23 protein-coding genes and 3 tRNA genes are annotated in these 25,263 nt (G+C 71.4%); 13 read left to right on the top strand and 13 right to left on the bottom strand.

Translation table 11 applies throughout. From position 1 onward, the window contains the following. Positions 1-38: 38 nt before the first annotated feature. Positions 39-614 (top strand): TetR/AcrR family transcriptional regulator, encoded by a 576-nt coding sequence (locus OVN18_RS04890; RefSeq protein WP_267738467.1) that lies wholly within the window; start codon positions 39-41, stop codon positions 612-614. 97 nt (positions 615-711) lie between these two features. On the opposite strand, the gene OVN18_RS04885 is transcribed toward OVN18_RS04890, so the two are convergent. After that, positions 712-3,318: an amidase family protein gene (locus tag OVN18_RS04885; RefSeq protein WP_267738466.1), complete on the bottom strand. Its 2,607-nt coding sequence runs from the start codon at positions 3,316-3,318 to the stop codon at positions 712-714. Positions 3,319-3,555: 237 nt separating this feature from the next. On the opposite strand from OVN18_RS04885, the gene OVN18_RS04880 reads away from it, so the two are divergent. Together OVN18_RS04880 and OVN18_RS04875 are read left to right on the top strand one after the other, a co-directional pair. Next, positions 3,556-4,170, top strand: a complete 615-nt coding sequence (locus tag OVN18_RS04880) for a cupin domain-containing protein (protein ID WP_267782333.1) — start codon at positions 3,556-3,558, stop codon at positions 4,168-4,170. Positions 4,171-4,223: 53 nt separating this feature from the next. Continuing rightward, positions 4,224-5,087 carry an EamA family transporter gene (locus OVN18_RS04875; RefSeq protein ID WP_267782924.1) on the top strand — a complete coding sequence of 288 codons (864 nt, stop codon included), beginning with the start codon at positions 4,224-4,226 and terminating at the stop codon, positions 5,085-5,087. On the opposite strand, the gene OVN18_RS04870 is transcribed toward OVN18_RS04875, so the two are convergent. The 3 genes from OVN18_RS04870 to OVN18_RS04860 all read right to left on the bottom strand — a co-directional run bounded on the left by OVN18_RS04870 (position 5,038) and on the right by OVN18_RS04860 (position 7,049). Further along, positions 5,038-5,577, bottom strand: a complete 540-nt coding sequence (locus OVN18_RS04870) for a YaeQ family protein (RefSeq protein WP_267782331.1) — start codon at positions 5,575-5,577, stop codon at positions 5,038-5,040. The two genes, OVN18_RS04875 and OVN18_RS04870, sit on opposite strands and share 50 nt — an antisense overlap. Positions 5,578-5,633: 56 nt before the next feature. Further along, positions 5,634-6,680, bottom strand: coding sequence for an NAD(P)-dependent alcohol dehydrogenase (locus OVN18_RS04865; RefSeq protein WP_267782329.1), 1,047 nt, complete (start codon positions 6,678-6,680; stop codon positions 5,634-5,636). Positions 6,681-6,779: 99 nt separating this feature from the next. Further along, positions 6,780-7,049 carry a hypothetical protein gene (locus OVN18_RS04860; protein WP_267782328.1) on the bottom strand — a complete coding sequence of 90 codons (270 nt, stop codon included), beginning with the start codon at positions 7,047-7,049 and terminating at the stop codon, positions 6,780-6,782. 206 nt (positions 7,050-7,255) lie between these two features. Between OVN18_RS04860 and OVN18_RS04855 the strand changes: the two genes are divergently transcribed. Then, positions 7,256-8,098: a universal stress protein gene (locus OVN18_RS04855; RefSeq protein WP_267782326.1), complete on the top strand. Its 843-nt coding sequence runs from the start codon at positions 7,256-7,258 to the stop codon at positions 8,096-8,098. 124 nt (positions 8,099-8,222) lie between these two features. Here the strand turns inward: OVN18_RS04855 and OVN18_RS04850 are convergent. Continuing rightward, positions 8,223-8,309 (bottom strand) — tRNA-Leu (locus tag OVN18_RS04850). A gap of 209 nt (positions 8,310-8,518) precedes the next feature. On the opposite strand from OVN18_RS04850, the gene OVN18_RS04845 reads away from it, so the two are divergent. The 7 genes from OVN18_RS04845 (at position 8,519) to pknB (ending at position 17,452) form a co-directional block, all read left to right on the top strand. Beyond that, positions 8,519-9,220, top strand: a complete 702-nt coding sequence (locus tag OVN18_RS04845) for an FhaA domain-containing protein (protein ID WP_267738460.1) — start codon at positions 8,519-8,521, stop codon at positions 9,218-9,220. Then, complete coding sequence (locus OVN18_RS04840; RefSeq protein ID WP_267782324.1) at positions 9,217-9,780, top strand: FHA domain-containing protein FhaB/FipA; 564 nt, start codon at positions 9,217-9,219, stop codon at positions 9,778-9,780. Before OVN18_RS04845 ends, OVN18_RS04840 begins: the two co-directional genes overlap by 4 nt. Positions 9,781-9,784: 4 nt before the next feature. Beyond that, positions 9,785-11,023: a Stp1/IreP family PP2C-type Ser/Thr phosphatase gene (locus OVN18_RS04835; RefSeq protein ID WP_267782321.1), complete on the top strand. Its 1,239-nt coding sequence runs from the start codon at positions 9,785-9,787 to the stop codon at positions 11,021-11,023. 13 nt (positions 11,024-11,036) lie between these two features. Then, on the top strand, positions 11,037-12,458 hold the full coding sequence (locus OVN18_RS04830) for an FtsW/RodA/SpoVE family cell cycle protein (protein ID WP_267782319.1): 1,422 nt from the start codon (positions 11,037-11,039) through the stop codon (positions 12,456-12,458). Then, positions 12,458-13,918: a peptidoglycan D,D-transpeptidase FtsI family protein gene (locus OVN18_RS04825; RefSeq protein WP_267782317.1), complete on the top strand. Its 1,461-nt coding sequence runs from the start codon at positions 12,458-12,460 to the stop codon at positions 13,916-13,918. Before OVN18_RS04830 ends, OVN18_RS04825 begins: the two co-directional genes overlap by 1 nt. After that, positions 13,915-15,663: a protein kinase domain-containing protein gene (locus OVN18_RS04820; protein WP_267782314.1), complete on the top strand. Its 1,749-nt coding sequence runs from the start codon at positions 13,915-13,917 to the stop codon at positions 15,661-15,663. The genes OVN18_RS04825 and OVN18_RS04820 overlap by 4 nt, the downstream gene beginning before the upstream one ends. A gap of 79 nt (positions 15,664-15,742) precedes the next feature. Continuing rightward, complete coding sequence (gene pknB, locus OVN18_RS04815) at positions 15,743-17,452, top strand: Stk1 family PASTA domain-containing Ser/Thr kinase (RefSeq protein ID WP_324287798.1); 1,710 nt, start codon at positions 15,743-15,745, stop codon at positions 17,450-17,452. Between the two features lie 52 nt (positions 17,453-17,504). Here pknB and OVN18_RS04810 read toward each other — a convergent pair whose 3' ends face one another. Next, positions 17,505-18,152, bottom strand: a complete 648-nt coding sequence (locus OVN18_RS04810; protein ID WP_267782313.1) for an anthranilate synthase component II — start codon at positions 18,150-18,152, stop codon at positions 17,505-17,507. 162 nt (positions 18,153-18,314) lie between these two features. Next, a complete protein-coding gene (locus tag OVN18_RS04805; RefSeq protein ID WP_267782312.1) occupies positions 18,315-19,118 on the bottom strand; it encodes a class E sortase in 804 nt (267 codons plus the stop codon). 66 nt (positions 19,119-19,184) lie between these two features. Between OVN18_RS04805 and OVN18_RS04800 the strand changes: the two genes are divergently transcribed. Then, a complete protein-coding gene (locus OVN18_RS04800; protein ID WP_267738449.1) occupies positions 19,185-19,421 on the top strand; it encodes a cell division protein CrgA in 237 nt (78 codons plus the stop codon). Positions 19,422-19,551: 130 nt separating this feature from the next. Here OVN18_RS04800 and OVN18_RS04795 read toward each other — a convergent pair whose 3' ends face one another. Together OVN18_RS04795 and OVN18_RS04790 are read right to left on the bottom strand one after the other, a co-directional pair. Then, positions 19,552-20,400 carry a rhomboid family intramembrane serine protease gene (locus tag OVN18_RS04795; protein ID WP_267782311.1) on the bottom strand — a complete coding sequence of 283 codons (849 nt, stop codon included), beginning with the start codon at positions 20,398-20,400 and terminating at the stop codon, positions 19,552-19,554. Further along, on the bottom strand, positions 20,400-20,939 hold the full coding sequence (locus OVN18_RS04790) for a peptidylprolyl isomerase (protein WP_267782309.1): 540 nt from the start codon (positions 20,937-20,939) through the stop codon (positions 20,400-20,402). The genes OVN18_RS04795 and OVN18_RS04790 overlap by 1 nt, the downstream gene beginning before the upstream one ends. Before the next feature lie 124 nt (positions 20,940-21,063). On the opposite strand from OVN18_RS04790, the gene OVN18_RS04785 reads away from it, so the two are divergent. Next, the gene (locus tag OVN18_RS04785) at positions 21,064-21,654 is read left to right on the top strand and encodes a DNA helicase (RefSeq protein WP_267782308.1); all 591 of its coding nucleotides are present in this window, start codon (positions 21,064-21,066) and stop codon (positions 21,652-21,654) included. A gap of 272 nt (positions 21,655-21,926) precedes the next feature. Here OVN18_RS04785 and OVN18_RS04780 read toward each other — a convergent pair. The 4 genes from OVN18_RS04780 to gyrA all read right to left on the bottom strand — a co-directional run bounded on the left by OVN18_RS04780 (position 21,927) and on the right by gyrA (position 25,220). Then, positions 21,927-21,999, bottom strand: a tRNA-Ala gene (locus tag OVN18_RS04780). Positions 22,000-22,102: 103 nt separating this feature from the next. Next, positions 22,103-22,176: transfer RNA gene (locus OVN18_RS04775), tRNA-Ile, on the bottom strand. Between the two features lie 62 nt (positions 22,177-22,238). Then, entirely contained in the window at positions 22,239-22,646 is a 408-nt protein-coding gene (locus tag OVN18_RS04770; RefSeq protein WP_267738445.1) for a DUF3566 domain-containing protein, read from the bottom strand. Further along, positions 22,647-25,220: a DNA gyrase subunit A gene (gene gyrA / locus OVN18_RS04765; RefSeq protein WP_267738444.1), complete on the bottom strand. Its 2,574-nt coding sequence runs from the start codon at positions 25,218-25,220 to the stop codon at positions 22,647-22,649. It abuts the gene before it with no gap. Between the last annotated feature and the right edge of the window lie 43 nt (positions 25,221-25,263).

Here is a 25,263-nt window from a genome sequence, read left to right as displayed (position 1 = left end):
GGTGATGTCAGTTGCTGACACAAGACTAGAGTGAGGGGATGCCCCGCTGGAGTGACGGAACCCGCGAGCGCCTCGTGGAGGCCGCCTTCGCGCTCTTCGGCGAGCAGGGCTTCGCCGCGACCACCATCGACCAGATCGCCGCGCACGCGGGCGTCACCGGGCGCACCTTCTTCCGCCACTTCCGCGACAAGGAGGAGGTGCTCTTCGCTGAGGACGACGCCCTGCTGCCGCAGCTGCTCACCGCCATCGCTGAGCCCGAAGGACCGCAGCAGGCCGACCGGCTCATGGAGCACGCCCTCACCCGCCTCGCCGAAGTCATGGAGCCGACGCGCCCGATGATGCGCCAGCGGCAGGCGCTGATCGAGGCCGAGGTGCCCCTGCTCGGGCGCGAGCTCGCGAAGCAGGCGCGCTGGCAGCAGGAGGTCGCCGGCGCCCTGCGGCAGCGCGGCTTCGAGCGGGGCGATGCCGAGCTGCTCGCCGCCATCGGGTTCGCGCTGTTCCGCTCGTCGCTCCGGACGTGGCTGGACGAGAGCGACAGCGTCCCGCTCGCCGACCACCTGCGGCAGGCGCTGCCGCGAGCGCGGACCGCGCTCCAGCAGGTCAGCGCGCACTGAGCCGTTCCGCGGACGAGCCTCGAGGTCCCGCGCACGCGGGGCGTCCCCGGCCTCGCGCGGACTGCGCTCGACCGAAGACGCCCCTGGGTGCCGCTCGCTACTCGGGCAGCGGCCCGTAGAGCGGCGGCGCCACGCGGTGCTGCGTCGCCTGCTCGAAGGCGTACGCGAGACCCAGCAGGGCTCCCTCATCGAAGTCGCGGCCGAGGAACTCGAGGTTGACCCCGGCCCCGGCGCGCGCCTCGGTCGAGGAGGCCTGGCCCATCGGCACCGTGACGGCGGGCATCCCCGAGTTCGGGCTCAGGCGCATGTTCGTGCCCTGCGTCCCGTAGGGGGTGCCGGAGGGGTAGATGAGCGCGTCGAGATCGTTCCCGTCGAGCATCCCCGTCACCGTCTGCTTGCCCGTGGCGAGGGCGATCGTGTGCGTGCCCTCCGGCCCGGCCCAGGCCTGGTAGGTCTCCTCGGTGACCGCGGCGCGCGAGATGTACGTGTTCTGCCGCGAGGGCACGTACCGGCCGCTGTCGAGGATGCCCTGCAGACTGCGGGCCGCCACGTCCGGATCCAGGTGGTCCGCGATGTACGCGTCCAGGTCGTGCTGGAACTCGTTCGTGCTGCCGCTCGGCTCGGCGAGCACGGCGGAGAACTCGGTCGAGCCGGGCACCTCGACGACGGTCGCGCCCATCGCCTCGAGCTGCGCGCGCGCCTCGGCCCAGAGCCGCACGGTGGTCGGGTTGGTGCCGACCATGGAGGCGACGAATCCGATGCGGGCGCCGTCGAGGGCCTCGGGGTCGAGGTACGAGGTGTACGACGTCGGAACGAGCCCCTCCTGTCGGCTCGTGACCGGGTCGAGCGGGTCGACCCCCACGACGGCGTCCATCGCGATGGCCGCGTCGAGCACCGTGCGGGTGATCGGCCCGCCGGTGTCCTGGCTGAGCGCGAGCGGGATGATGCCCGCGCGGCTGGCGAGACCGACCGTCGGGCGCACGCCCACCAGCTGGTTGTACGTCGCCGGCACGCGGATCGAGCCTCCGGTGTCGGTGCCGAAGCCGATGCCGGCGAGGTTCGCCGCGATCGCCGCTCCCGTGCCGCCGCTCGAGCCGCCGGCGGTGAAGGCGGTCAGGTACGGGCTCGCGACCAGGGTCGAGGTGCCCGCCGACTGGAACGACGAGAACTCCGACGAGAACCCGAAGGCGAACTCGTCCAGGCTCGCCTTCGCGAGCACGATCGCCCCCGCGTCGCGCAGGCCCGCCACCATGGTCGCGTCGGTCGTGGTCTGGTTGTCGTCCCAGCAGCCGCAGCCGGCCGTCGTGACCATGTCGACGGTGTTGTAGTTGTCCTTCACCGCGACGGGGATCCCCAGCAGCGGGCTGATCATGCCCTGCTCCGCTCGGATGGCGTCCGCCTCCGCCGCCGCGGCGAGCGCCGTCTCGCCGCCGACCGTGATGATCGAGTTGAGCGCGCGTCCGCCCGTCGCCATGTCGACGAGGGTGCGGTCGTACGCGGTGATGCGGGCGAGGTACTGCTCGGTGATCCCCACCGAGGTGACGACGCCGGCGTTCATGGCCGCCTGCATGTCGATCGCGGTCGCCTCGACGAGCTCGAAGGGGCCGTCGTCGTAGATGATGCGCTGCGAGAGCGCGGCCAGATCGAGCAGCGTGATCGCGCCGTCGACGTCGCCGTCGAGCAGCGCCGCGTCGAGCCAGCCGGCGTCGCCGTCGGTGAGGCCGACGAGGCCGACCGCCTCGGTCAGATCGGCGGCGTCGACGCGCGCGTCGCCCGTCAGATCGAGCTCCGTGTAGAAGGGCATCAGGAAGGGAGCGGGAACGACCGCCGCCTCCGCCGGGGCGGGCATCGACACCACGGCGCCCGCGGTGGCGACCGCGCCGATGGCGAGGGCCGCCGTCGAGCGCAGTGCGGTTCGGGATGCCCCGCTCGCGCCCTCCGCCCCCTCGACGGTCGCGGCGAGCCTCCGGCGTCGGCCGGCGACGAGCACCGCGCCGGCGATGATGGACGCCAGCGCGAGGGCGCCGAGGGTCGTCGTCATCGCCGTATCCGGCCCCGTGGCGGAGAGCGATCCGCCGCCGCTCTGCGATCCGCCAGCCGGTGCCGCGCCGCTCCCCGTCCCGGTACCGGGCGCCGGAGCGGGTGCGGGCGGGTCGGTCGGAGTCGGGGTCACGCCCGGTGCCGCCTCGACCTCGATGGCCGCTGCCGCGGGGAGCGCCGGGGAGGCCGCCTCGCTCGTCGTGCTCACGAGCTCGGCGCTCGTGAGGGCGAACGAGGTCGATCCGGCGGTGAGCGCGGTGAATCGCAGCACGGCGAGCGTCTGCGGCCCGACGAGCCCGGGCGAGGTGCCCAGCCGGGTGCCGGTGATGGTGATCGCACCGGCCTCGGCGCTCAGCGCGCCGAAGCCGCCCTCGGGCGTCACGAGGCTGCGCGTGTCGAGGAGCAGCAGGGCCGGGTCGTAGTCGAGCGTCAGCGAGTAGGCGAAGAGGTCGACGGCGGCGGTCGCGTCGATCGCGACCTCCACGACATCCCCGACGGTCGCGGTGGACGGCGCCGTCAGGGTCAGCGCGCCGACCTCCGGCGGGGCGGCCGCGGCAGGGGCGGCGAGGGTGAGCGGCGCGGCGAGTGCGAGCGCCGCCGTGGCGACGAGCGAGGCCCATCGGCGTCGGCGACCTCGGCGGGGCTGGGCGGGGGTGTCGAGCATGCGGCTGCGGTTCCTTCCTCAAGGGGCGTTCTGCTCGCTCGACCGCGCCGGGGGCGCGCTCGCGTCGGCGCGCCCGGGTGCTGGGAATGTGAACGCTAATCGCCGACCGTTTCCGCTCCGTTTCGCGGTGTTTCGTGCGCATTGCAATCTTGCGAACCGCGATGCGAACAATCCTTCGCGTGCGCCGGTCGGCCCCGATCCGCATGAATGCACGCAAAGTGCAGTAGAGTGCACTGCATGCCCGCACCCGACGACCTCGCCCTCGCGATCGGCGCGCGCGTGCGCGAGGAGCGCCGCCGCCGCGACTGGACCCTCGACCGGCTCGCCGAGGCATCCGCCGTCAGCCGCCGGATGCTCGTCACCGTCGAGCAGGGCGCCGCGAACCCCAGCATCGCCACCCTGCTGCGACTCAGCGACGCGCTCGGCATCGGGCTGCCCGAGCTCGTCGCCCAGCCCCGGAGCGCCGGCGCCCAGGTCACCCGCGCTGGCGACGGAGCGCTGCTCTGGCAGGGCGAGCACGGCGGCCGCGGCGTCCTCGTCGCCACCGCGCCGGGCCCGGTCATCCACGAGCTCTGGCACTGGACGATGCAGCCCGGCGACCGGCTCGCGAGCGAGCCGCACCGCGCCGGCTGCCGCGAGCTGCTGCACGTGCTCGACGGCGCGGTCGTCATCACCGTCGGCGACGAGCACCACGAGCTGGCGGCGGGAGACGCGCTCGCCTTCTCCGGCGACGAGCCGCACGCCTACGCCTGCGCGGGTGCCACCCCGGCGAGCTTCGCCCTCACGGTGCTCGAACCGGCCGGTCCCGCCGCCGACGCCGCCGCCTCGACGACGCACGCCGCCCGCTCGTGACCGCTGCCCGCGCGCGCCCGCGCATCCCCGCCTGGATGCTCGCCGTCACCGCGATGATGTCGGTGCAGCTCGGCTCCGCGCTCTCCACGGGCCTCATCGACGACGTCGGTGCGGGCGGTGCGGCGTGGCTGCGGCTCACCGCCGGGGCGCTCATCCTGCTCGCGATCGCCCGTCCCCCGCTGCGGCGCGTCCGCCGCAGCGACGTCGCCCCGCTGCTCGGCCTCGGCGTCGCGACGGGGCTGTTCACCGTCTTCTTCCTCGCCGCCCTCGAACGCATCCCGCTCGGCACCGCCGTCGCGATCGAGTTCCTCGGGCCGCTCGCCGTCGCCGCGATCCGCAGCCCTTCGCGGGCGGCGCTCGCCTGGCCGGCCCTCGCGCTCGCGGGCGTCGTGCTCATGACCGAGCCGTGGACGGGCGCGACCGATCCGCTCGGCGTGCTCTTCGCCGCCCTCGCCGGCATCGGCTGGGGCTGCTACATCCTGCTCACCCAGAAGGTCGGCGACCGCTTCGACGGCATCGGGGCGCTCACCCTCACCATCCCCGTGGCCGCGGCGACGGCCGCGATCATCGGGGTGCCGCAGGCGCTGCCCGGCCTGCGGCTCGAGCACATCCCGCTCGCGATCGGGCTCGCCCTGCTGCTGCCGGTGCTGCCCTTCGCGCTCGAGATGATGGCCCTGCGCCGCATGACGGCGACCGCCTTCGGCACCCTCATGGCGCTCGAGCCCGCCTTCGGTCTGCTGCTCGGCCTGATCGTGCTGCAGCAGCAGCCGGGCATCCTGCAGCTCGCCGGGATCGCGCTCGTGATCGCCGCCGGTGCCGGCGCCCAGCGGCGAGGCCTGCGGGCCGCGCCCGAGGAACCCGACGCGCTCAGCCCACCGGCTGCTCGTGCAGCGCCGAACTCAGCGCCGCCCCGTTGAGGTCGAGGTAGAGCTGCCCCTCCGTGACGGAGAGCGTCACGGTGCTGCGCCGCTCGAGCGCCGCCACCGCCCCCTCGACGAAGCCGGGGTCGAAGCTGCGCAGCACGATGCGCTCGGCCTGATGGATCTTCTTGCCCGCCCAGACGGAGGCCACGCGCACGGGGTCGCGGTGCGTGTAGACGACGGTGCGATCGGCGAGCTTGCTGCCGTGGTGCAGTCGGGCCGCGTCAGGGGCGCCGATCTCGATCCAGTCGGTGAGGCGCCCGGTCGCGTCGCGCACGACGACGGCGGGCTCGTCCGTCGACGACAGGCCCTCGCTGAACTGGATGCCCTCGCCGTACTCGAGGCAGTACGCGAGCACTCGCGTGACCATGTACGCGTCGGTCTCGGAGGGGTGCCGCGCGACCCGCAGCGACAGCTCCTCGTAGACCCCGCGATCGACGTCGGCGAGATTCACGGTGAACGTGTAGACCACTGCGCCGGCTGCCATGGTGCTCGAGCCTACGCGGGCGGCACGGCCTCAGCCGCACCGCCCGACGAGCGTGCTCAGGCGAGGGTGGCGGCGTCGATGACGAAGCGGTAGCGCACGTCGGAGCGCAGCACGCGCTCGTAGGCCTCGTTGATCTGGTCGGCGCTGATGAGCTCGGTCTCGGGCAGGATGCCGTGCTCGGCGCAGAAGTCCAGCATCTCCTGCGTCTCGCGGATGCCGCCGATGGCGGAACCGGCCCAGCTGCGACGGCCCGGGATGAGGGCGAACGCCGGAACCTCGAGCGGCTCGGAGGGGGCGCCCACGTTCACGAGGGTGCCGTCGACCTTCAGCAGACCGAGGTAGGCGCCCATGTCGACCTTCGCCGAGACGGTGTTGATGATGAGGTCGAACGAGTTCGCCAGCGTCGTGAACGTCTCCGGGTCGCTCGTGGCGGAGTGGGCGGTGGCGCCGAAGCGCATCGAGTCGTCCTTCTTCGAGGTCGTCTGCGAGAGCACGGTGACCTCGGCGCCGAGCGCGGCGGCGATCTTCACGCCCATGTGGCCCAGTCCGCCGAGGCCGACGATGGCGACCTTCGTGCCCGGGCCGGCCTTCCAGTGGTGCAGCGGGGAGTACAGGGTGATGCCGGCGCACAGCAGCGGGGCGACCTTCTCGACGTCGAGGCTCTCGGGCACGCGCAGCACGAAGTCCTCGGTGACGACGATGGCCTGCGAGTAGCCGCCCTGCGTGATGGTGCCGTCCGCGGGGTCGACGCCCGTGTAGGTGCCGATGTTGCCCTCGGCGCAGTACTGCTCCTCGCCGCGCAGGCAGTACTCGCACTCGCGGCACGAGTTGACCATGCAGCCCACGCCGACGCGGTCGCCGACCTTGTGCTTCGTGACCTCCGCGCCGACCTCGGTGACGGTGCCGACGATCTCGTGGCCGACGACCTGCGGGTACTGGATCTCGCCCCACTCGCCGCGCACGGTGTGGATGTCGGAGTGGCAGATGCCGGCGTAGGCGATGTCGATCATGACGTCCTTCGGCCCGACGTCGCGGCGGTCGATGGTGGTCTTGACGAGCGGCTCGGTCGCGGACGGAGCGGCGTAGGCGGTGACGGTGCGCATGGTTCTCCTCGGGGTGATCGGCGGGAGGCGTCGGACGAGCGGAAGCGTTCCCGCCCGGTTCCCCGAGTCCACCAGCCGCTCCTGGGAGGAGTCCCGACCTCAGAGCAGGCGATCCGGTCGCGATGGTGGTACAGCCCGCCCGGCCCGCCGCGCCCGCACCGCGCGCCATCCGCAGAGCAGGGCGGCCCCGGCGCAGATCACCGCCATGACGATGGACTGCTCGACGCTCGGCTCCCTGACGCAGTCCCCGCCGGCCGGCGCGATGCTCGTCGGGCAGGTGACCGTCTGCCAGCCGAGGGCGAGCACGGCGAGCATCACCGCGGCAGCCGCGCCCGCCCACCACAGGAGTGCTCGCTGCGACGGCGTCATGCCCCGACGGTAAGCGATGCTCGCATCCCGCGCCAGAGCAGCCGGGGCGCGGTCGCACCGGATCCGGGCATCCCGGCGCATCCCGGCTCATCACCGCGCAGGTCAGGACCTTCGGTACTAGCCCCTGCGGCCGAGCAGCGTCATGCTCGCGGGAGGACGGTCAGCGGCGCCGGCAGCGGCGCTGCTCCGATGCGGAGGAGGATCCCATGACGGAGAGGATCGTCGTCGGCCTGACGGACGCGCCCGGGTCTCGCCGGGCCCTGGACTGGGCCGTCGATCGAGCGGCGAGCCTGGACGGTCGACTGGAGCTCGTCGCGGTCGTCGGCACCGCGATCGGCATCGCCGGCGAGATGGCGGTGATCGACGAGGCCCTCCGCCGGACGGAGGGTCTGCTGGCGCAGGAGGCCGATCGCGTCCGTGCGCGCGGCGTGCCCGTCGAGACCCGCATCGCACGGGGCAGCCCGGTGGAGCGCCTCATCGAGTCGTCGGCGGGAGCCGCTCTGCTCGTCATCGGCAGCGACTACCGCGGGCCGGCGTCCGGGCCGGCACGCGGGCCGCACGGAATCCGCATCTCCGCGGGCGCGCGGTGCCCGGTCGCCGTCGTGCCCGACGTCGACCCGGGCGAGCGATCGGGCGTGGTGGTCGGCTCGGACGGGTCGGAGGTGTCGGAGCTCGCGATCGCGTTCGCCGCCTCGGAGGCGGACCGGTTCGGCGAACCGCTCACCGTCATCGGAACCTGGTCGCCGGTGCCGCTGCCTTTCGGGATGCGGGCCTACCCCGACCACTACATGGAGAACATGCAGAAGCTGACGGAGGAGGAGCTGGCGATCTCCGTCGCCGGACTGGCGCAGACCTACCCCGATGTCGAGGTGCGCCGCGTGATCGAGCGCACGACCAGGCCGGACCTCGTGATCAATCGGCTGGCGGCGCACGCGCGCCTCGCCGTCATCGGCTCCCACGGCCGCGGTCGCATCGCCCGCTTCCTCCTCGGCTCCACCAGTCAGCAGGTGCTCAGCCGTCTCGCCACCACGACCGTCGTCGTGCGCTGACCGCGTCGCCGCGCATCCCCCGTCGGCCGTACCTGCAGGAACGACGAAGGGCCCCCGGTCTCCCGGGGGCCCTGATCACCGTCGGGCTGCCCCCGATCCATCAGCTGGACCGGTGATCGAACCCTGGTGCGCGAGGGGGGACTTGAACCCCCACGTCCTTTCGAACACTGGCACCTGAAGCCAGCGCGTCTGCCAATTCCGCCACTCGCGCGCATCGGGCGCAGAACGCCCGACAACTCAGCGAGATTAGCACAGCGCGGCACCGTCGCCGGTCGCGCGCCGGGCTCCGAACGGGCCCGCCGAACCCCTCGAACGACCTGCGAATCCGCGCATCCGGCCCCTGCGGGGGGTGCAGGCACCCCGACCCGCCAGCGCATCCCACTATCCTCTGAGGAGTCCATCGCTGAAGGAGGTCGCGACATGGGGCTTCTCGACAGCTTCGAGCGCGGGCTCGAGCGCGCCGTCGGCGGCGCCTTCGCCAAGACGTTCAAGAGCGGCGTGCAGCCCGTCGAGGTCTCCGCCGCCCTGCGGCGCGAGCTCGACACGAAGGCCGCCGTCGTCTCGCGCGACCGCATCCTCGCGCCCAACGATCTGACGGTGCGGCTCTCCTCCCCCGACTTCCAGCGCATGTCGTCGCTCGGCGAGACGCTCATCGACGAGCTCACCGAGCTGGTGCAGAAGCACGCGGCGGCGCAGCGCTACACCTTCCCCGGCGGCATCCGCATCTCCCTCGTCGACGACTCCTCGCTCTCCGAGGGCGTCGTGCGCGTCGAGTCGGCGAGCGTCAAGGGCTCGGTGGTGTGGATGCCCGTGCTCGACATCGACGGCACCCGCCACCCGATCACCCGCTCGCGCACCGTCATCGGGCGCGGATCCGACGCCGACATCACCCTCGACGACTCGGGAACGAGCCGCAAGCACATCGAGATCCTGTGGAACGGCGAGCGCGGCCAGGTCAACGACCTCGGGTCGACGAACGGCTCGCTGCTCAATGGTGAGCGATTCACCCAGGCGGCCCTCCCGCCCGATAGCGTCATCGAGATCGGTCGCACGCGCATCCTCTTCCGGGTGCTCGCCCGCGCCGAGCGCGGCGGCGATCAGAGCAGAGGGAGCGCACGATGAGCGGGCTGACCCTCCTCCTCCTCCAGATCGGGTTCCTCATCCTGATGTGGGCCTTCGTCTTCTCGATCGTCTACGCGCTGCGCAGCGACCTCTTCGGCCAGAAGGTGCGCCGCCTGCCCGAGCGCGGCGCGGCATCCGCATCGCCCGCGCCCGTCGCCGTCGCCGCTCCGGCCGCGGCCGCCCCCCCGCCCTCCGCCGCATCCTCCGCTCCGACCGAGGCGATGGGCGCCGTGCCGCGCTCCTCCGCGCCGGCGGCGGTCGACGGCCCGCCCGCCCGACGACTCGTCATCACCTCCGGCGCGAAGGAGGGCATCGAGCTCGAGCTGGGCGACGAGCAGCTGACCATCGGCCGCTCGGCCGACTCGGGCCTCGTCATCCGCGACGACTACACCTCCACGCACCACGCGCGGCTGATGCTGTGGGGCGACAAGTGGATGATCCAGGATCTGGACTCCACCAACGGCACCTTCCTCGACGGCAAGCGCGTGAGCATCCCCACCCCCGTTCCCACCGGAACGCCCGTGAGCATCGGCACGACGACGTTCGAGCTGCGACGGTAGGCGGATGACGACGCGTACCGCGGCCGCCTCGCACGTCGGCAAGATCCGGGCCAACAACCAGGATTCCGGCTACGTCGGCGACCACCTCTTCGTCGTCGCCGACGGGATGGGCGGCCACGCGGGCGGTGACGTCGCGAGCGCCCTCGCCATCCAGGCCATCGCGCACACCGACCACGCCTTCGACAGCGTCGAGGCCGCTGAGAGCGAGCTCGCGCAGGCCCTGCTCGAGGCCAACCAGGAGCTCGCCGAGGCCGTGTACGAGCATCCCGAGCTGACGGGCATGGGCACGACCGTCAGCGGCATGGTGCGCGTCGGCGACCGGATGGTCATCGCCCACATCGGCGACTCGCGCATCTACCGCTGGCGCGCGGGCTCGCTCGAGCAGATCACCAAGGATCACACCTTCGTGCAGCGCCTCGTCGACTCGGGCCGCATCACGCCCGAGGAGGCCGCGGTCCACCCGCGGCGGTCGGTGCTCATGCGCGTCCTCGGCGACGTCGACATCACGCCCGAGATCGACACGATGATCGTCGAGACGCAGCCCGGCGACCGCTGGCTGCTGTGCTCCGACGGCCTGAGCGGCTACGTCACCGAGGAGAAGATCGCCGAGGTGCTCGAGCGCGTTCCGAGCGCCGAGGAGGCGGTGCAGGCGCTCATCGACGACAGCCTCGACCACGGCGCGCCCGACAACGTCACGGTCGCGATCGTGGGGGTCGACGACGACGCCTCGAGCGCGGCATCCCGCCCCGTGATGGTGGGCTCGGCCAGCAAGCCGCCCGCCTACGAGACGAGCGCGGCGGTGCGCCGGCGCAGCCTGCCCGACCTGCTGCTGCACCCGCTGAAGTCGGCGTCGCCGGCCGAGAACGAGCACTTCGAGCCCGAGTCCGAGGAGTTCCTGCGCGAGCTCATCGCGGAGGACCGCCGGCGCCGCATCCGCCGCCGCGTCACCTGGTCGGTCGGCATCACCCTCATCGTCGCCCTCATCGTCGGCGCCCTCGTCGCGGGCTACCAGTGGACCCAGACCCGCTACTTCGTCGGCGTCTCCGAGGGCAACGTCGCCGTGTTCCGCGGCGTGCAGCAGGGCATCGGCCCCATCCCGCTCTCGAGCGTCGAGTTCGAGAGCGACATCCCGGTCGAGAGCCTGCCGCCGTTCAGCCGCCAGAGCGTCGAGTCGACCATCAACGCCGATGACCGCGCCGACGCCTTCTCCATCGTCGAGAGGTTGCAGGGTGTCGCCGACTGAGCCCACCGCGCCCATGACCGCCCCCGTCACCGCCGGGGCGGCCGGCGCCGCGCCCGCGGAGGATCCGCGGCTGAGCTTCACGCAGTCGATCGTGCTGACGATCAAGCAGCCCGCGCGCCTGCGCAACCTCGAGCTGCTGCTGCTCGCTCTCGCGACGATCATCAACGCCGGCGCCATCGCGCTCGTGCAGCTCGGCGCCCTCGGCGAGATCGACACCACGGTGCTCGGCTTCGGCGCGGGCCTCGCCGGACTCGCGCTCGTCATGCACATCGCGCTGCGCTTCGTGGCGCGTGATGCCGATCCCTTCATCCTGCCGATCATCACGACCCTCAACGGGCTCGGCATCGCGATGATCTACCGCATCGACATCGCGCGCGGCTACGAGGGCTGGGACGGCCTGGGGCTGCGCCAGATGATGTGGATGGCGCTCGCGATGGTGCTCGCGCTCATCGTGCTCCTCGTCGTGCGCAACCACCGCGCCCTGGCGCGCTACCGCTACATCGCGATGGCGGTGGGCATCGCGCTGCTGCTGCTGCCCTTCGTCCCCGGCCTCGGCACCGTGATCAACGGCGCGCGGCTGTGGATCTCGGTCGCGGGCTTCACCTTCCAGCCGGGCGAGATCGCCAAGATCGCGCTCGCGGTCTTCTTCGCCGGCTACCTCGTCACGGCCCGCGACTCGCTGTCGATGGTCGGCACGCGCGTGCTCGGCGTGCAGCTGCCGCGCGCCCGCGACCTCGGGCCGATCCTCATCATCTGGGTCGCGTCGCTCGGCGTGCTCATCTTCCAGCGCGACCTCGGCACCTCGCTGCTCTACTTCGGCCTCTTCGTCGTGATGATCTACATCTCGACCGGGCGCCTCAGCTGGGTGCTGCTGGGCCTCGGGCTCTTCCTCGGCGGCGCGGCGATCGCCAGCCGCACCCTCACCTACGTCGAGGGCCGTTTCGCCGCCTGGCTCGACTCGTTCAACCCCGAGGTCTACGACGCGATCGGCGGCAGCTACCAGCTCGTGCAGGGCATGTTCGGCATGGCGAACGGCGGGTTGATCGGCACCGGTCTCGGTCAGGGGCGCCCCGATCTGACCCCGCTCGCCGAGAGCGACTACATCATCGCGAGCCTCGGCGAGGAGCTCGGCCTCGTCGGCATCTTCGCCGTGCTCGGCCTGTACCTGCTGCTCGTCGCGCGCGGCTTCCGCATCGGGTTCAACGGCCCCGACGACTTCGGCCGTCTGCTCGCCGTCGGCCTCTCCTTCGTGATCGTGCTGCAGGTGTTCATCGTCATCGGCGGCGTCACCCGCGTCATCCCGCTCACCGGGCTCACGACGCCGTTCCTCGCGGCGGGCGGGTCCTCCCTCGTCGCCAACTGGATCATCGCCGCGCTCCTGCTGCGGCTCTCCGACACGGTGCGCCACCAGCCGAGATTGGTGGTCGACGACTGATGAACAAAGAACTGCGCCGCGTGAGCGTCGTCGCCCTGGCGATGTTCCTCGCCCTCTTCGTCTCCACGAGCGTCATCCAGGTGTTCGCCGTCGACGCGCTCAGCGACGACGACCGCAACCGCCGCACCGTGCTCGAGAGCTACTCGGCCCAGCGCGGCCAGATCCTCGTCGACGGCGTCGCCGTGGCCGAGTCGACGCCCGTCGACGACGAGTACCGGTTCCTGCGCGTCTACCCGCAGCCCGAGCTGTACTCCTCGATCACCGGCTACTTCACCCTCAACCAGGGCAGCACCGGCGTCGAGGGCGCGCTCAACGAGTTCCTCGCCGGTCAGGCGAACGAGCAGTTCCTCGACCAGCTCAACGCGCTCGTCACGGGGCAGCCCCCGCAGGGAGCCTCCGTCGAGCTGACCGTCGACCCGGTCGTGCAGCAGGCGGCACGGGATGCCCTCGGCGACCTCTCCGGATCCGTCGTCGCCATCGACCCCGCCACCGGCGAGATCCTCGCGATGGTCTCGACGCCGGGCTACGACCCGAACCTGCTCGCCTCGCACGACACCGCGAGCGTGCTGCAGTCGTACGACGCCCTCATCGCCGACCCGAACGCCCCCCTGCAGAACCGCGCCATCGGAGGGGATCTCTACTTCCCCGGCTCCGTGTTCAAGATCCTCGTGGCCGCCGCCGCGATCGACAGCGGCGCCTTCACGCCCGCGGACGCCTTCCCCAACCCCGCCTCGCTGCAGCTGCCCCAGTCGACGAACGTCATCTCCAACGCCAGCCGCGGCACCTGCGGACCGGGCGAGACCGTCACGATCGCCGATGCGCTGCGGCTCAGCTGCAACATCCCGTTCGCCGAGCTGGGTCTCGAGCTCGGCGAGGAGACGCTCGCCGAGTACGCCGAGGGCTTCGGCTTCGGCGAGTCCTACGACATCCCGATGGGGACGACCGCGTCCAGCTTCCCGACCGGTCTCGACGACGCGCAGCTGATGCTGTCGTCCTTCGGGCAGTTCGACGTGCGGGTGACGCCCCTGCAGATCGCGATGATGACGGGCGCGGTCGCCAACGGGGGCAACCTGATGCAGCCGACGCTCGTGGAGAGCATCCTCGCCCCCGACCTGTCGACCATCGAGGCCTCGCAGCCGACGCTGCTGGGCCAGCCGATCAGCGGCTCGACCGCGGCGACCCTCACCGGGCTGCTCGTCGACGGCGTCTCGGCGCCGGACGCGGCGGCGAGTAATGCCAGAATAGAAGGCGTCGAGGTGGCCGGTAAGACGGGTACCGCCGAGAACGGCGCCGATGAGCCTTTCACCCTCTGGTTCACCGGGTTCGCCCCGGCGGACGACCCGCAGGTCGCCATCGCGGTCGTGGTGGAGGACGGCGGCGGGCAGGGACAATCCGGATCCGGCAACACTCTCGCGGCTCCGATCGCGAAGCAGGTACTTGAGGCGGTGCTGAACAGATGAGACCCACGAGCGGACTCACCTTCGGTGGGCGGTACCAACTGCTCTCCCGGATCGCGATCGGCGGGATGGGCGAGGTCTGGCAGGCCACCGATCTCGTGATCGGGCGCACCGTCGCCATCAAGATCCTCAAGGACGAGTACCTGGGCGACCCCGGGTTCCTCGAGCGCTTCCGGGCCGAGGCCCGGCACGCCGCCCTCGTCAACCACGAGGGCATCGCCAACGTCTACGACTACGGCGAGGAGGAGGGCAGCGCCTTCCTCGTGATGGAGCTCGTCCCCGGCGAGGCCCTGTCGACGGTGCTCGAGCGCGAGCGCGTGCTCTCCACCGACCAGGTGCTCGACATCGTCGCCCAGACGGCCAGCGCGCTGCACGCCGCCCACCAGGCCGGTCTCGTGCACCGCGACATCAAGCCGGGCAACCTGCTGCTCACCCCCGACGGCCGCGTCAAGATCACCGACTTCGGCATCGCGCGCATCGCCGACCAGGTGCCCCTCACGGCGACCGGCCAGGTGATGGGCACGGTGCAGTACCTGTCTCCCGAGCAGGCGAGCGGGCATCCCGCCTCGCCCTCGACCGACATCTACTCGCTCGGCATCGTCGCCTACGAGGCCCTCGCCGGCCGCCGCCCCTTCACGGGCGAGTCGCAGGTCGCGATCGCGATGGCGCAGATCAACGAGGCCCCGCCCGAGCTGCCCGTCACGGTGGCCGAGCCGGTGCGCAACCTCGTCTTCTCGGCCATCGCGAAGAAGCCGGATGCCCGTCCCGCGTCGGCGCAGCACTTCGCCCGCGCGGCTCAGGCCCTGCGCCGCGGCGACGTCGCCGGCGCCGTGGCGATCGTGCCCGGTATCGCCGGAGCGGCCTCGGCCCTCGACGCCACCCGCGTCATGCCCACCGCCGGCAAAGACGACGCCACCCGGGTGATGACCGCCGCGGGGGCCGTCGCCGGCGGTGCCGGTGCCGCTGCCGCCGCGACGGCGGTCGACGAGCAGCCCGAGCGCAAGCGCTCCCCGTGGACGTGGCCGCTCATCGCGCTCATCGGCCTGCTCGTCGTGCTGATCATCGGCGCGGTCATCGCGATCGCCTTCCCGCCCGGCGACTCCGAGCCGGCGCCGGCGAGCGCCGCGCCGACGACGTCGGCACCGCCGAGCGCGTCGCCCTCGCCGACGACCGTGACGGTCGAGATCGTGCAGGAGGAGTGGCTCAACCTCACGCGCGAGCAGGCGCAGGCCAAGGCCGACGAGCTGGGGCTGGGCTTCGAGGCCGTCGACGGCAACGCGGCGCCCGACGCCGGTCAGGTCGGTCTCTCGTACCGGGTGAACCCGCAGGCCGGCAACGTGCCCGAGGGCACGGTGATCTCGGTCACCTTCTACACCGCGGTGCCGACGCCTGCGGCGCCGCAGGACCTCGGCATCAACCCCAGCAGCGAGCCGTACCCGGGCGGCACCGAGGTCCAGCTGAGCTGGCCCGCGTACAACGCCTGCCCCGCCGGCTTCACGCTCAGCGGCTACAACTTCACCACCACCGGGGGAACTCCCGCGCTGGGCAACCCCGTTCCGGCGGGCACGACGTCGATGACGGTGCGTCTCGCCGACAGCGGCACCCTCACGGTGAGCTACGTCGCCATCTGCGGCGATCTGCAGTCCGAGCGCTCCACCGAGCTCTCGCGACCCATCACCGCGGCGCCGGCGGAGCCGGTGCCGACCCCGGCGCCGAGCACCCCGCCGGCGGAGGGCACCGCGCCGTAGTCGACGCCCCCCCACCCCGACCGCTTACACTGACCGCATCCGAACCCGACACTGTCGGCTGCTGACTACGAGGAGCACTGTGGACGGAGTCGCGCACAGCGAGCGGCTGCTGGCCGGCCGGTACCAGCTCGGAGAGCTGATCGGACGCGGCGGCATGTCCGACGTGCACGTCGCCACCGATTCCCGGCTCGGGCGCCGTGTCGCCGTGAAGCTGCTGAAGTCGAGCCTCGCGAGCGATCCGGTCTTCCGCACGCGGTTCCGCCAGGAGGCGCAGGCCGCCGCGCGCATGGCGCATCCCACGATCGTGCGCGTCTTCGACGCGGGCGAGGAAACCGGCACCGACGGCGCCGGCGACGAGACCGTCGTGCCCTACATCGTCATGGAGTACGTCGACGGGCGCCTGCTGAAGGACATGATCGCCGAGGGCCCGCTCCCCGTCGCCGAGGCCTGCCGCATCATCGAGGGCGTGCTCACCGCGCTCGAGTACTCGCACCGGGCGGGCGTCGTGCACCGCGACATCAAGCCCGGCAATATCATGATCGCGCCCTCGGGCCAGGTGAAGGTGATGGATTTCGGCATCGCCCGTGCCATCTCCGACTCCTCGGCGACCGTCGCCCAGACGAGCACCATCCTCGGCACCGCCCAGTACTTCTCGCCCGAGCAGGCTCGCGGTGAGACCGTCGACGCGCGCAGCGACCTCTACTCCACCGGTGTCGTGCTCTTCGAGCTGCTCACCGGTCGGGCGCCGTTCCGCGGCGAGTCGCCCGTCGCCGTCGCCTACCAGCACGTCAGCGAGGCGCCGGCCGCTCCGAGCGCCCTCAACCCGCAGGTCTCCCCCGCGCTCGACTCCGTCGTGCTGCACGCCCTCGCGAAGGACCGCTTCGCGCGATTCCAGACCGCCGCCGACTTCCGCGCCGACGTCGCCACGGCCGCCGCCGGTCAGGTGCCGCCGCAGCGTGGAGACCTCTCGGCGCCCGACAGCACGGCCAGCCTCTTCGGGGTCAACCCGCAGGCCACCGCCGGCACCGAGGCGGCCATCCGCCAGCTGAGCGTCGACGAGGACGAGCGGCGCACCCGCACGCAGCCCCGCCCGCCGGTCGCCTGGGTCTGGGCGGGCATCACCGTGCTCGCGGTCGTCGTCGCCGCCGTGCTCTTCTGGGCCTTCACGCTCGAGCGCAACGACCTCAACAACGCCCTCTCCGTCGTCGTCCCCGACGTCGTCGGCGAGCAGTACGCGACGGCCGAGCAGCAGCTCATCGACGCCAACCTCGAGCCGTCGCCGAATCGGGAGCCGAACGCCGAGGTCCCCGAGGGCGAGGTGCTGCGCACCGACCCCAGCGGTGGGCTCACCGTCTCGCCCGGGCAGGACGTCATCGTCTACGTCTCCTCTGGCGCCCCCGTGACCGAGGTGCCGAGCGTCAACAACATCGCGCTCGACGCGGCCCGCGCCGCGCTCGAGGGCCGCGGCCTCGTCGTCGGCGTCGTCACCGCCGAGAACTCCCCGAACGTGCCGCAGGACGTCGTGGTGCGCAGCGATCCCGCGGCCGGCACCTCGCTGCGCCAGGGCAGCACCATCAACCTGATCGTCTCGAGCGGTCTCGTGACCGTGCCCGATGTGCGCGGTCTCGCCGTGGGCGACGCCATCAACCAGCTCGCGACGCAGCTGCAGCTCTCGGTCACGCCCGAGGGCGACTTCAGCTGCTCCGGCGGCGCCGTCACCGGCCAGTCGCTCCCTCCGGGCGACCAGCCCCAGGGGTCCCGGGTGACGCTGCGCTACTGCGCGAGCTGAGCCCGGCCCGGCGGACGGGGGTGGATGCGCGCGGCGCGCGAGCGCTCCGGCCTCAGGGGCGGCGGGCGCCGAGCGAGACCAGCGGGCTGAGACCCTCGGCGGCGGCGCGGGCCTCGGGCAGACCGGCCTCCACGAGCCAGTTGCCGAGCATCCGGTAGCCGCCCTCGGTCAGCACCGACTCGGGGTGGAACTGCACGCCGTGGATGGGGGCATCGCGGTGGCGGACACCCATGATGACGCCGCCCTCCGTGCGGGCGGTGACCTCGAGCACGGCGGGGACGGTGCCGTCGACGACGGCGAGCGAGTGGTACCGGGTGGCCCGGAAGTGCTCGGGAACTCCCACGAACAGCGCGCTGCCGTCGTGCTGCACCTGCGAGGTCTTGCCGTGCATGAGCTCCTCGGCGTGGGTGACGGTCGCCCCGAGGGCCTCGGCGATGGCCTGGTGCCCGAGGCAGACGCCGAGCAGCGGGGTGCCGCTCGCGATCGCCGCGTGCACCACCGGGATGGAGACCCCGGCCTCGGCAGGCGCCCCCGGGCCGGGCGAGACGAGCACCGCGTCGTACTCGGCGATGAGAGCAGCAGCCTCATCGGCGGCGACGACGTCGTTGCGCACGACGGTGGTCTGCGCACCGAGCTGCTGCAGATAGCCGTCGAGGGTGTAGACGAAGCTGTCGTAGTTGTCGATCACGAGTACGCGCACGCTACGAGTCTCCCACCGTCACGTCTTGAGGCAGCAGAGTGTCGGCCGCCCACGGGAAAACCCAGGTGACGAGGGCCGCGAGGGCGGCCGCCGCCAGCACCAGAAGCACGATCACCCTCACCCAGGCCGGTCCGGGCAGGGCGCGCCACAGAGCCGCGTACATCAGCCGGCCGCCGCGGCCAGGTCGACGAGCTCGGCGGGAGCGCCGCCCTCGCGGGGGTACCAGGCGGTCATGACGGCGTAGCCGATCGCGCGCTCCGCCGCCGAGAACAGGGGGTGGCAGGTGGTCATGGTGAGGATGCGCTCCGTGGGGTCGACGCCGGGCTGGCGGGGAACGGGTTCGAGCACGTCGACCGCGCTCGGCCGCACGATCTCCGAGCTGCGGAAGGAGTACTGGTACCAGCCCGCCTCGGTCTCGACGAAGATGCTGTCGTCGACCTGCAGGTCGAGGATGCGGTTGAAGGGTGCCCCGTAGGTCGTGCGGTGCGCGGCGACCGCGAAGTTGCCCACGGCGCCGGGCATCGCGGTTCCCGGGTAGTGGCCGATGCCGGTCTCGGGGTCGTTGAGCACCTCGCGCAGTCCGACGCCCTGCGCGATCGTGCGCACGTAGTCGGCCCCGAATCGCGGGATGAGCATCGTCGCGAACCGATCCGCCGTGGCCGCGGGCTCCGCGAGGACGGGGGCGGTCGACGGGTCCTGCGGCACGCCGACGCGGGGGCCGTCGGTCGAGGGCGGCTGCTCGAGCTGCCACTGCTCCTGCAGCTCCTGCCCCGCCTCGTTCTGGGCCGATCCGGCGATCACGTCGCCGAGCCAGAGGTACCAGCCGAGGAACAGCAGCACGACGACGCCGGCGGTCATCAGCAGCTCGCCGAGGACCCCGAGAACGGAGGCCCGGCGACGCACGACGGGGGCACTGCGGCGCCCGCGCTCGTGCTCCTGGTGCGGAGCGGTGGCAGGGACCGTCATGGCCACAGTGTAAAGCCCGCGACCGCGTGCATTCCGGCTCAGGAGCGCCGCGGGTAGAATGCCCCTATGGCCCGAGGAACGAGCACCGTAGACAACGCCGGCACGCCGAGCGGCAAGGACGCCCCCAACCCGGTGTGGTTCAAGCCGGTGATGTTCGGTTTCATGCTCATCGGCCTGCTGTGGATCATTGTCTACTACCTGAGCGGCACGTCGTGGCCGGTGCCCCAGTTCGGAGCCTGGAACATCATGGTCGGCTTCGGCATCATGTTCATCGGCTTCCTCATGACGACGCGCTGGCGCTGACCCGGCCGTCGCCCTCCCCGTCGGCCGAACCCCCCGAAGAGGGGGTCGAATGACACCGGTGTGATTATCCCCAGTGTGGAATCACCTGTGGATAACTCCCGGGCCCTCCGTCTCCGGTGACCGACGGCTCTCAGAGCAGGACGAACCGCAGCACGGTCATGACGATCAGCAGCACCCCGACGGCCGCGATCAGCCCGATCTGCTGCCGTTGCTGCGCCGGTCGGCGGGTGCGCACCATGATGAACGCCAGGAGCGCTCCGATCGCGAGACCGCCGACGTGCGCCTGCCACGACACGTTCGGCACGATGAACCCGAGGGCGAGGTTCAGCCCGATGAGCACGATGAACTGGATGCTGCTGCCGCCCAGTCGCCGTTGGACGACGAACACGGCGCCGAAGAGACCGAAGATCGCGCCGGATGCTCCGATGACGAAGCTCGTCGGCGCGAGGTAGAGCACCGCGACCGACCCTCCGAGTGCGGAGAGGATGTACACCGCGAGCAGTCTCGCCCGGCCGATGAACGACTCGACCAGCGGCCCGAGCACGAACAGCGCGTACATGTTGAACAGCAGGTGGAAGATCGAGCCGGGGCTGTGCACGAGAGCCGTGGTGAGCATCCGCCACGGTTGATCGAGCGTCAGCACGGGCGCGTAGCCGAGCGCGGTGGTGACCACGCCGCCGCTGATGAGCTGCAGCACGTAGACCGCGAGGGTCAGCCCGATGATCGAATAGGTGACCACGGGGGTGCTCGAGCCGCGGCGGAACGCGCGGGCGATCGGCGAGGCGGTGCGCGGGGCGGATGCCCGTGCCGCGGCCGTGCACTCGGGGCAGTGCACCCCGACCGCAGCCGGGGTCTGGCACTCGCCGCAGATCGTGCGACCGCAGCGCTGGCACCGCACGAAGGAGGGGCGGTCGGGGTGGCGGTAGCAGACCGAGGGGCCTGCTGCCGCCGCCGAGCCGCCCTCCTCCGGGTGGGTCATCAGACCTCGGCGACGTCGATGCTCGTGATCGAGACGTCGGTGAGCGGCTTGTCGCGGCCGTCGGTCGGCGTCGCCTCGATGGCGTCGACGACCTTGCGCGACTCCTCGTCGGCGACGACGCCGAAGATCGTGTGGTTGCCGTTGAGCCACGGCGTCGGCACGGTGGAGATGAAGAACTGCGAGCCGTTGGTGCCCTTGCCGCCGCGCTTGCCGGCGTTGGCCATGGCGAGCAGGTACGGCTCGGAGAACTGCAGCTCGGGGTGGATCTCGTCGTCGAACTCGTAGCCGGGGCCGCCGATGCCCTGACCGAGCGGGTCGCCGCCCTGGATCATGAACTGCTTGATGATGCGGTGGAAGATCACGCCGTCGTAGAGCGGCTTCGTGGTCTTCTCCCCCGTGGAGGGGTGGGTCCACTCGATGGTGCCCTTGGCGAGGCCGACGAAGTTCTTGACGGTCTTGGGAGCGTGGTTCCCGAACAGGTTGATGCGGATGTCGCCGAGGGTCGTGTGGACGGTGGCGACTGCAGTGTGGATCGACATGGGCTCCATTCTTCCACGGGGCCCCGTTGGGGCTTCCTGAGCATCCGATCCTCGCGGGTTGGGTGCGAGCAGGGACAGTGCCAGGATGGGGGCGACACCGATCGCCACCCTTTGGAGGACCGTCATGGGACTGTCACGCAAGCGCCGCCGCGAATTGAAGAAGCTGCGGGGAGCCGCCGAGAACGTCTGGGGTGAGCAGCGCGAGGTTCTCGAGCACGCCGCGAAGGTGCTCCGCTCGGCCGGCGTCACCGTCGGGGACGTCGCGCGCAAGGACGTCGCCCCCCGGGTGCGCGACTCCTACGACCGCCGCCTCGCCCCCGCCGTCGACACGACCGTCGGCGCCGTGCGCCACGCGGGCCACGTCACCAAGCACACCATCACCGACGACGTCGTCCCCGCGGTGACGGGCGCCGTGGGCTCCGCGCTCGCCGCGCTCGAGGTCGCTCGCGACAAGCACCTGCGCGAAGCGATCAAGACGGCATCGCGCGCGAGCCAGGAGGTCGCCACCAAGGCCGGCCAGCGTCTCGGTCTGGTCGAGGTGAAGCCCTCCCCCGGGCCCGGCACGTTCATCCTCATCGGTCTCGGCGTCGTCGCCGTGGCGGGCATCGCCTATGCCGCGTGGCAGACGCTGCGCCCGGACGACGACCTCTGGGTCGAGGACGAGCCCGAGTCCGGCAGAACCGGCACGACGTCGACCCCGTCGCCGGAGATCTGATCCCCGCACCTGCAGCAGCGAACGGCGCCCCTCGGGGCGCCGTTCCTCGTTAACCCGAGCTGATGGGCGGTTCGGCGACGGGGATCAGGCCGACTCTGAAGCCACAGAGGCACCCCGGCTCAACGGCTGACCGAATGCGAGCATCCCGGCCCCGGCCGAGCGGAGCGTCGCGACCGCGCTCGTGACGCCGAGCGGACGTCACGCCGCAGAAGCGGCGGCGTGACCATGAGCGACGTCACGCCGCAGAAGCGGCGGCGTGACCAAAAACGGAGTGGAGCCTAGGAGAATCGAACTCCTGACCTCCTGCTTGCAAAGCAGGCGCTCTACCAATTGAGCTAAGGCCCCCTGCATCCAAGACTACCGACTCGAGACGCTGGGTGCCGGGCCACTGCTTACCCGGCAATGGTCATCACGCCGCAGGAGCGGCGGCGTGATCATGAATACGGAGTGGGGATACGAGGACTTGAACCTCGGACCTCTTCGTTATCAGCGAAGCGCTCTAACCGCCTGAGCTATATCCCCGTAGGCCGAAGACGACTGTACACGACCCGGCCACCTCACCCGTAATCGGGGCGAGGGCGACCTCAGTTGTTGGTGAAGCCGACGAGCAGGCCGCCGGTGAACCGCACGCTGAGGTTGTAGAGCAGGGCGCTGATCGCGCCGAGGGCGGTGCCGCCGACGACGTTGAGCACCGCCACGACACCGGCGAACAGCATGACCTGCGGCAGGGCGAAGAACGACGTGAGGCTGGCGGCGCTCTCCCCCAGGATGCTCGTCAGCAGCTCCTGCGCCTCGGCGATGACGCCCACGCTCGAGATGACGACCCAGACGAAGAACGTGGCGACGAGCAGCACGACCGCACCGCAGACGGCGAGGAGGAAGGAGAGCTTCACCGCCGACCAGAAGTCGATGTAGACGAGCTTGAGGCGCACCTGCTTGGTGGGCACGGAGCGCTGCGACTTGCGCTGCAGCTTCTCGGCGACGGTACTCACTTAGGCGTCCTTCCCGGCCTCGTCGACTGCGTCAGCCGCCGGGGCGTCCACGGCGGACGGGTCGTCCACCGGTTCAGCGTCAGATTCTTCCAGGTTCCGCTCGCTGTTGCGCGCGATCGCGATGATCCGGTCGTCCTCGGCGAGTCGGGCGAAGACGACGCCCATGGTGTCGCGGCCCTTGGCGGGCACCTCCGACACGGCGGAGCGCACGACCTTGCCGCTCGCGAGCACGACGAGCACCTCGTCGTCGTCGCCGACGATGATGCCGCCGGCGAGACCGCCGCGGTCGTCGTTGAGCTTGGCGACCTTGATGCCGAGGCCGCCGCGGCCCTGCACGCGGTACTGGTCGACGGCGGTGCGCTTGGCGTAGCCGCCCTCGGTGACGACGAAGACCGATCCGCCCTCGTGCACGACGGAGGCGGAGAGCAGGTGATCCTCCCCGCGGAAGGTCATGCCCATGACGCCGGAGGTCGAGCGGCCCATGGGCCGCAGCGCCGAGTCGCCGGCGGTGAAGCGCACCGACATGCCGCCGCGCGAGATGAGCAGGATGTCGCTGTCGTCCTCGACGAGCATCGCCGAGACGAGCTCGTCGCCCTCGCGCAGGTTGATCGCGATGATGCCGCCGGTGCGGTTCGTGTCGTACTCGGTCAGCGCGGTCTTCTTGACGAGGCCGCGGCGGGTGGCGAGCACGAGGTACGGCGCCGCCGAGTAGTCGCGGATGTCGAGGATCTGGGCGATCTCCTCCCCCGGCTGCAGGGCGAGGAGGTTGGCCACGTGCTGACCCTTGGCGTCGCGGCCGGCCTCCTGCACCTCGTAGGCCTTGAGGCGGTAGACGCGGCCGGTGGTGGTGAAGAACAGCAGCCAGTGGTGGGTCGTCGTGACGAAGAAGTGCTCGACGACGTCGTCGGCGCGCAGCTGCGCCCCCTTGACGCCCTTGCCGCCGCGATGCTGCGAGCGGTAGTTGTCGCTGCGGGTGCGCTTGATGTACCCCCCGCGGGTGACGGTGACGACCATCTCCTCCTCGGGGATGAGGTCCTCCACGCTCATGTCGCCGTCGAAGCCGAACATGATCTCGGTGCGGCGGTCGTCGCCGTACTTGCTGACGATCTCGGTGAGCTCGTCGGAGATGATCGTGCGCTGCCGCTCCGGGCTCGCGAGGATCTCCTTGTAGTCCGCGATGAGCCGCTCGAGCTCCTCGGCCTGCTCCTGGATCTTCTGCCGCTCCAGAGCCGCGAGGCGGCGCAGCTGCAGGCTGAGGATGGCGTTGGCCTGCAGCTCGTCGACGGCGAGCAGCTCCATGAGCCCGTCGCGGGCCTCCTCGACCGTGGGCGAGCGACGGATGAGGGCGATGACCTCGTCGAGGGCATCCAGCGCCTTCAGGTAGCCGCGCAGGATGTGGGCGTCGGCCTCGGCCTTGTCGAGCCGGTACTGGGTGCGTCGGACGATGACCTCGACCTGGTGGGCCGTCCACAGCGTGATGAAGCCGTCGATCGGCAGGGTGCGGGGCACGCCGTCGACGATCGCGAGCATGTTGGCGCCGAAGTTGTCCTGCAGGGGGGTGTGCTTGTAGAGGTTGTTGAGCACGACCTTGGCGATCGCATCACGCTTGAGCACGATCACGAGGCGCTGGCCGGTGCGGCCCGACGACTCGTCGCGGATGTCGGCGATGCCGGTGAGGCGCCCCTCCTTGACGAGATCGGCGATCTTGATCGCCAGGTTGTCGGGGTTCACCTGGTACGGCAGCTCGGTGATGACGAGGCACGTGCGGTTCTGGATCTCCTCGACCGTCACGACCGCGCGCATCGTGATCGAGCCGCGGCCGGTGCGGTACGCGTCCTGGATGCCCTTGATGCCGAGGATCTGCGCGCCCGTCGGGAAGTCGGGGCCCTTGATGCGCTGCAGGGTCGCGTCGAGCAGCTCCTCGCGGCTCGCCTCGGGGTTCTCGAGGTGCCAGAGGGCGGCGGAGGCCACCTCGCGCAGGTTGTGCGGCGGGATGTTGGTGGCCATGCCGACGGCGATGCCGACGGAGCCGTTGACGAGCAGGTTGGGGAACCGCGAGGGCAGGATGCTCGGCTCGCGCGTGCGGCCGTCGTAGTTGTCCTGGAAATCGACCGTGTTCTCCTCGATGTCCCGCACCATCTCCATGGCGAGCGGGGCCATCTTGGTCTCGGTGTACCGGGGCGCGGCCGCGCCGTCGTTGCCGGGGGAACCGAAGTTGCCCTGGCCCGAGGCGAGCGGGTAGCGCATGCTCCAGGGCTGCACGAGGCGCACGAGGGCGTCGTAGATCGCCGAGTCGCCGTGCGGGTGGAACTGGCCCATGACGTCGCCGACGACGCGCGAGCACTTCGAGAACGCCTTGTCGGGGCGGTAGCCGCCGTCGAACATCGCGTAGAGCACGCGACGGTGCACGGGCTTGAGCCCGTCGCGCACGTCGGGCAGCGCGCGCCCGACGATGACGCTCATCGCGTAGTCGAGGTACGAGCGCTGCATCTCGAGCTGCAGGTCGACCTGGTTGACCTTGCCGCCGGGCCCGGGGCTGGTGCTGTCGTCGACGTCGGTGATGTCGTCGGCCATGTGTCACGTCCTCAATCGGGAGGGGGGAGAAAAGGGGATGGGG

The sequence above is a fragment of the Microcella daejeonensis genome (assembly GCF_026625045.1).
Taxonomy (GTDB): Bacteria; Actinomycetota; Actinomycetes; order Actinomycetales; family Microbacteriaceae; genus Microcella; species Microcella daejeonensis.
This window is presented reverse-complemented; position numbering and strand designations above follow the sequence as displayed.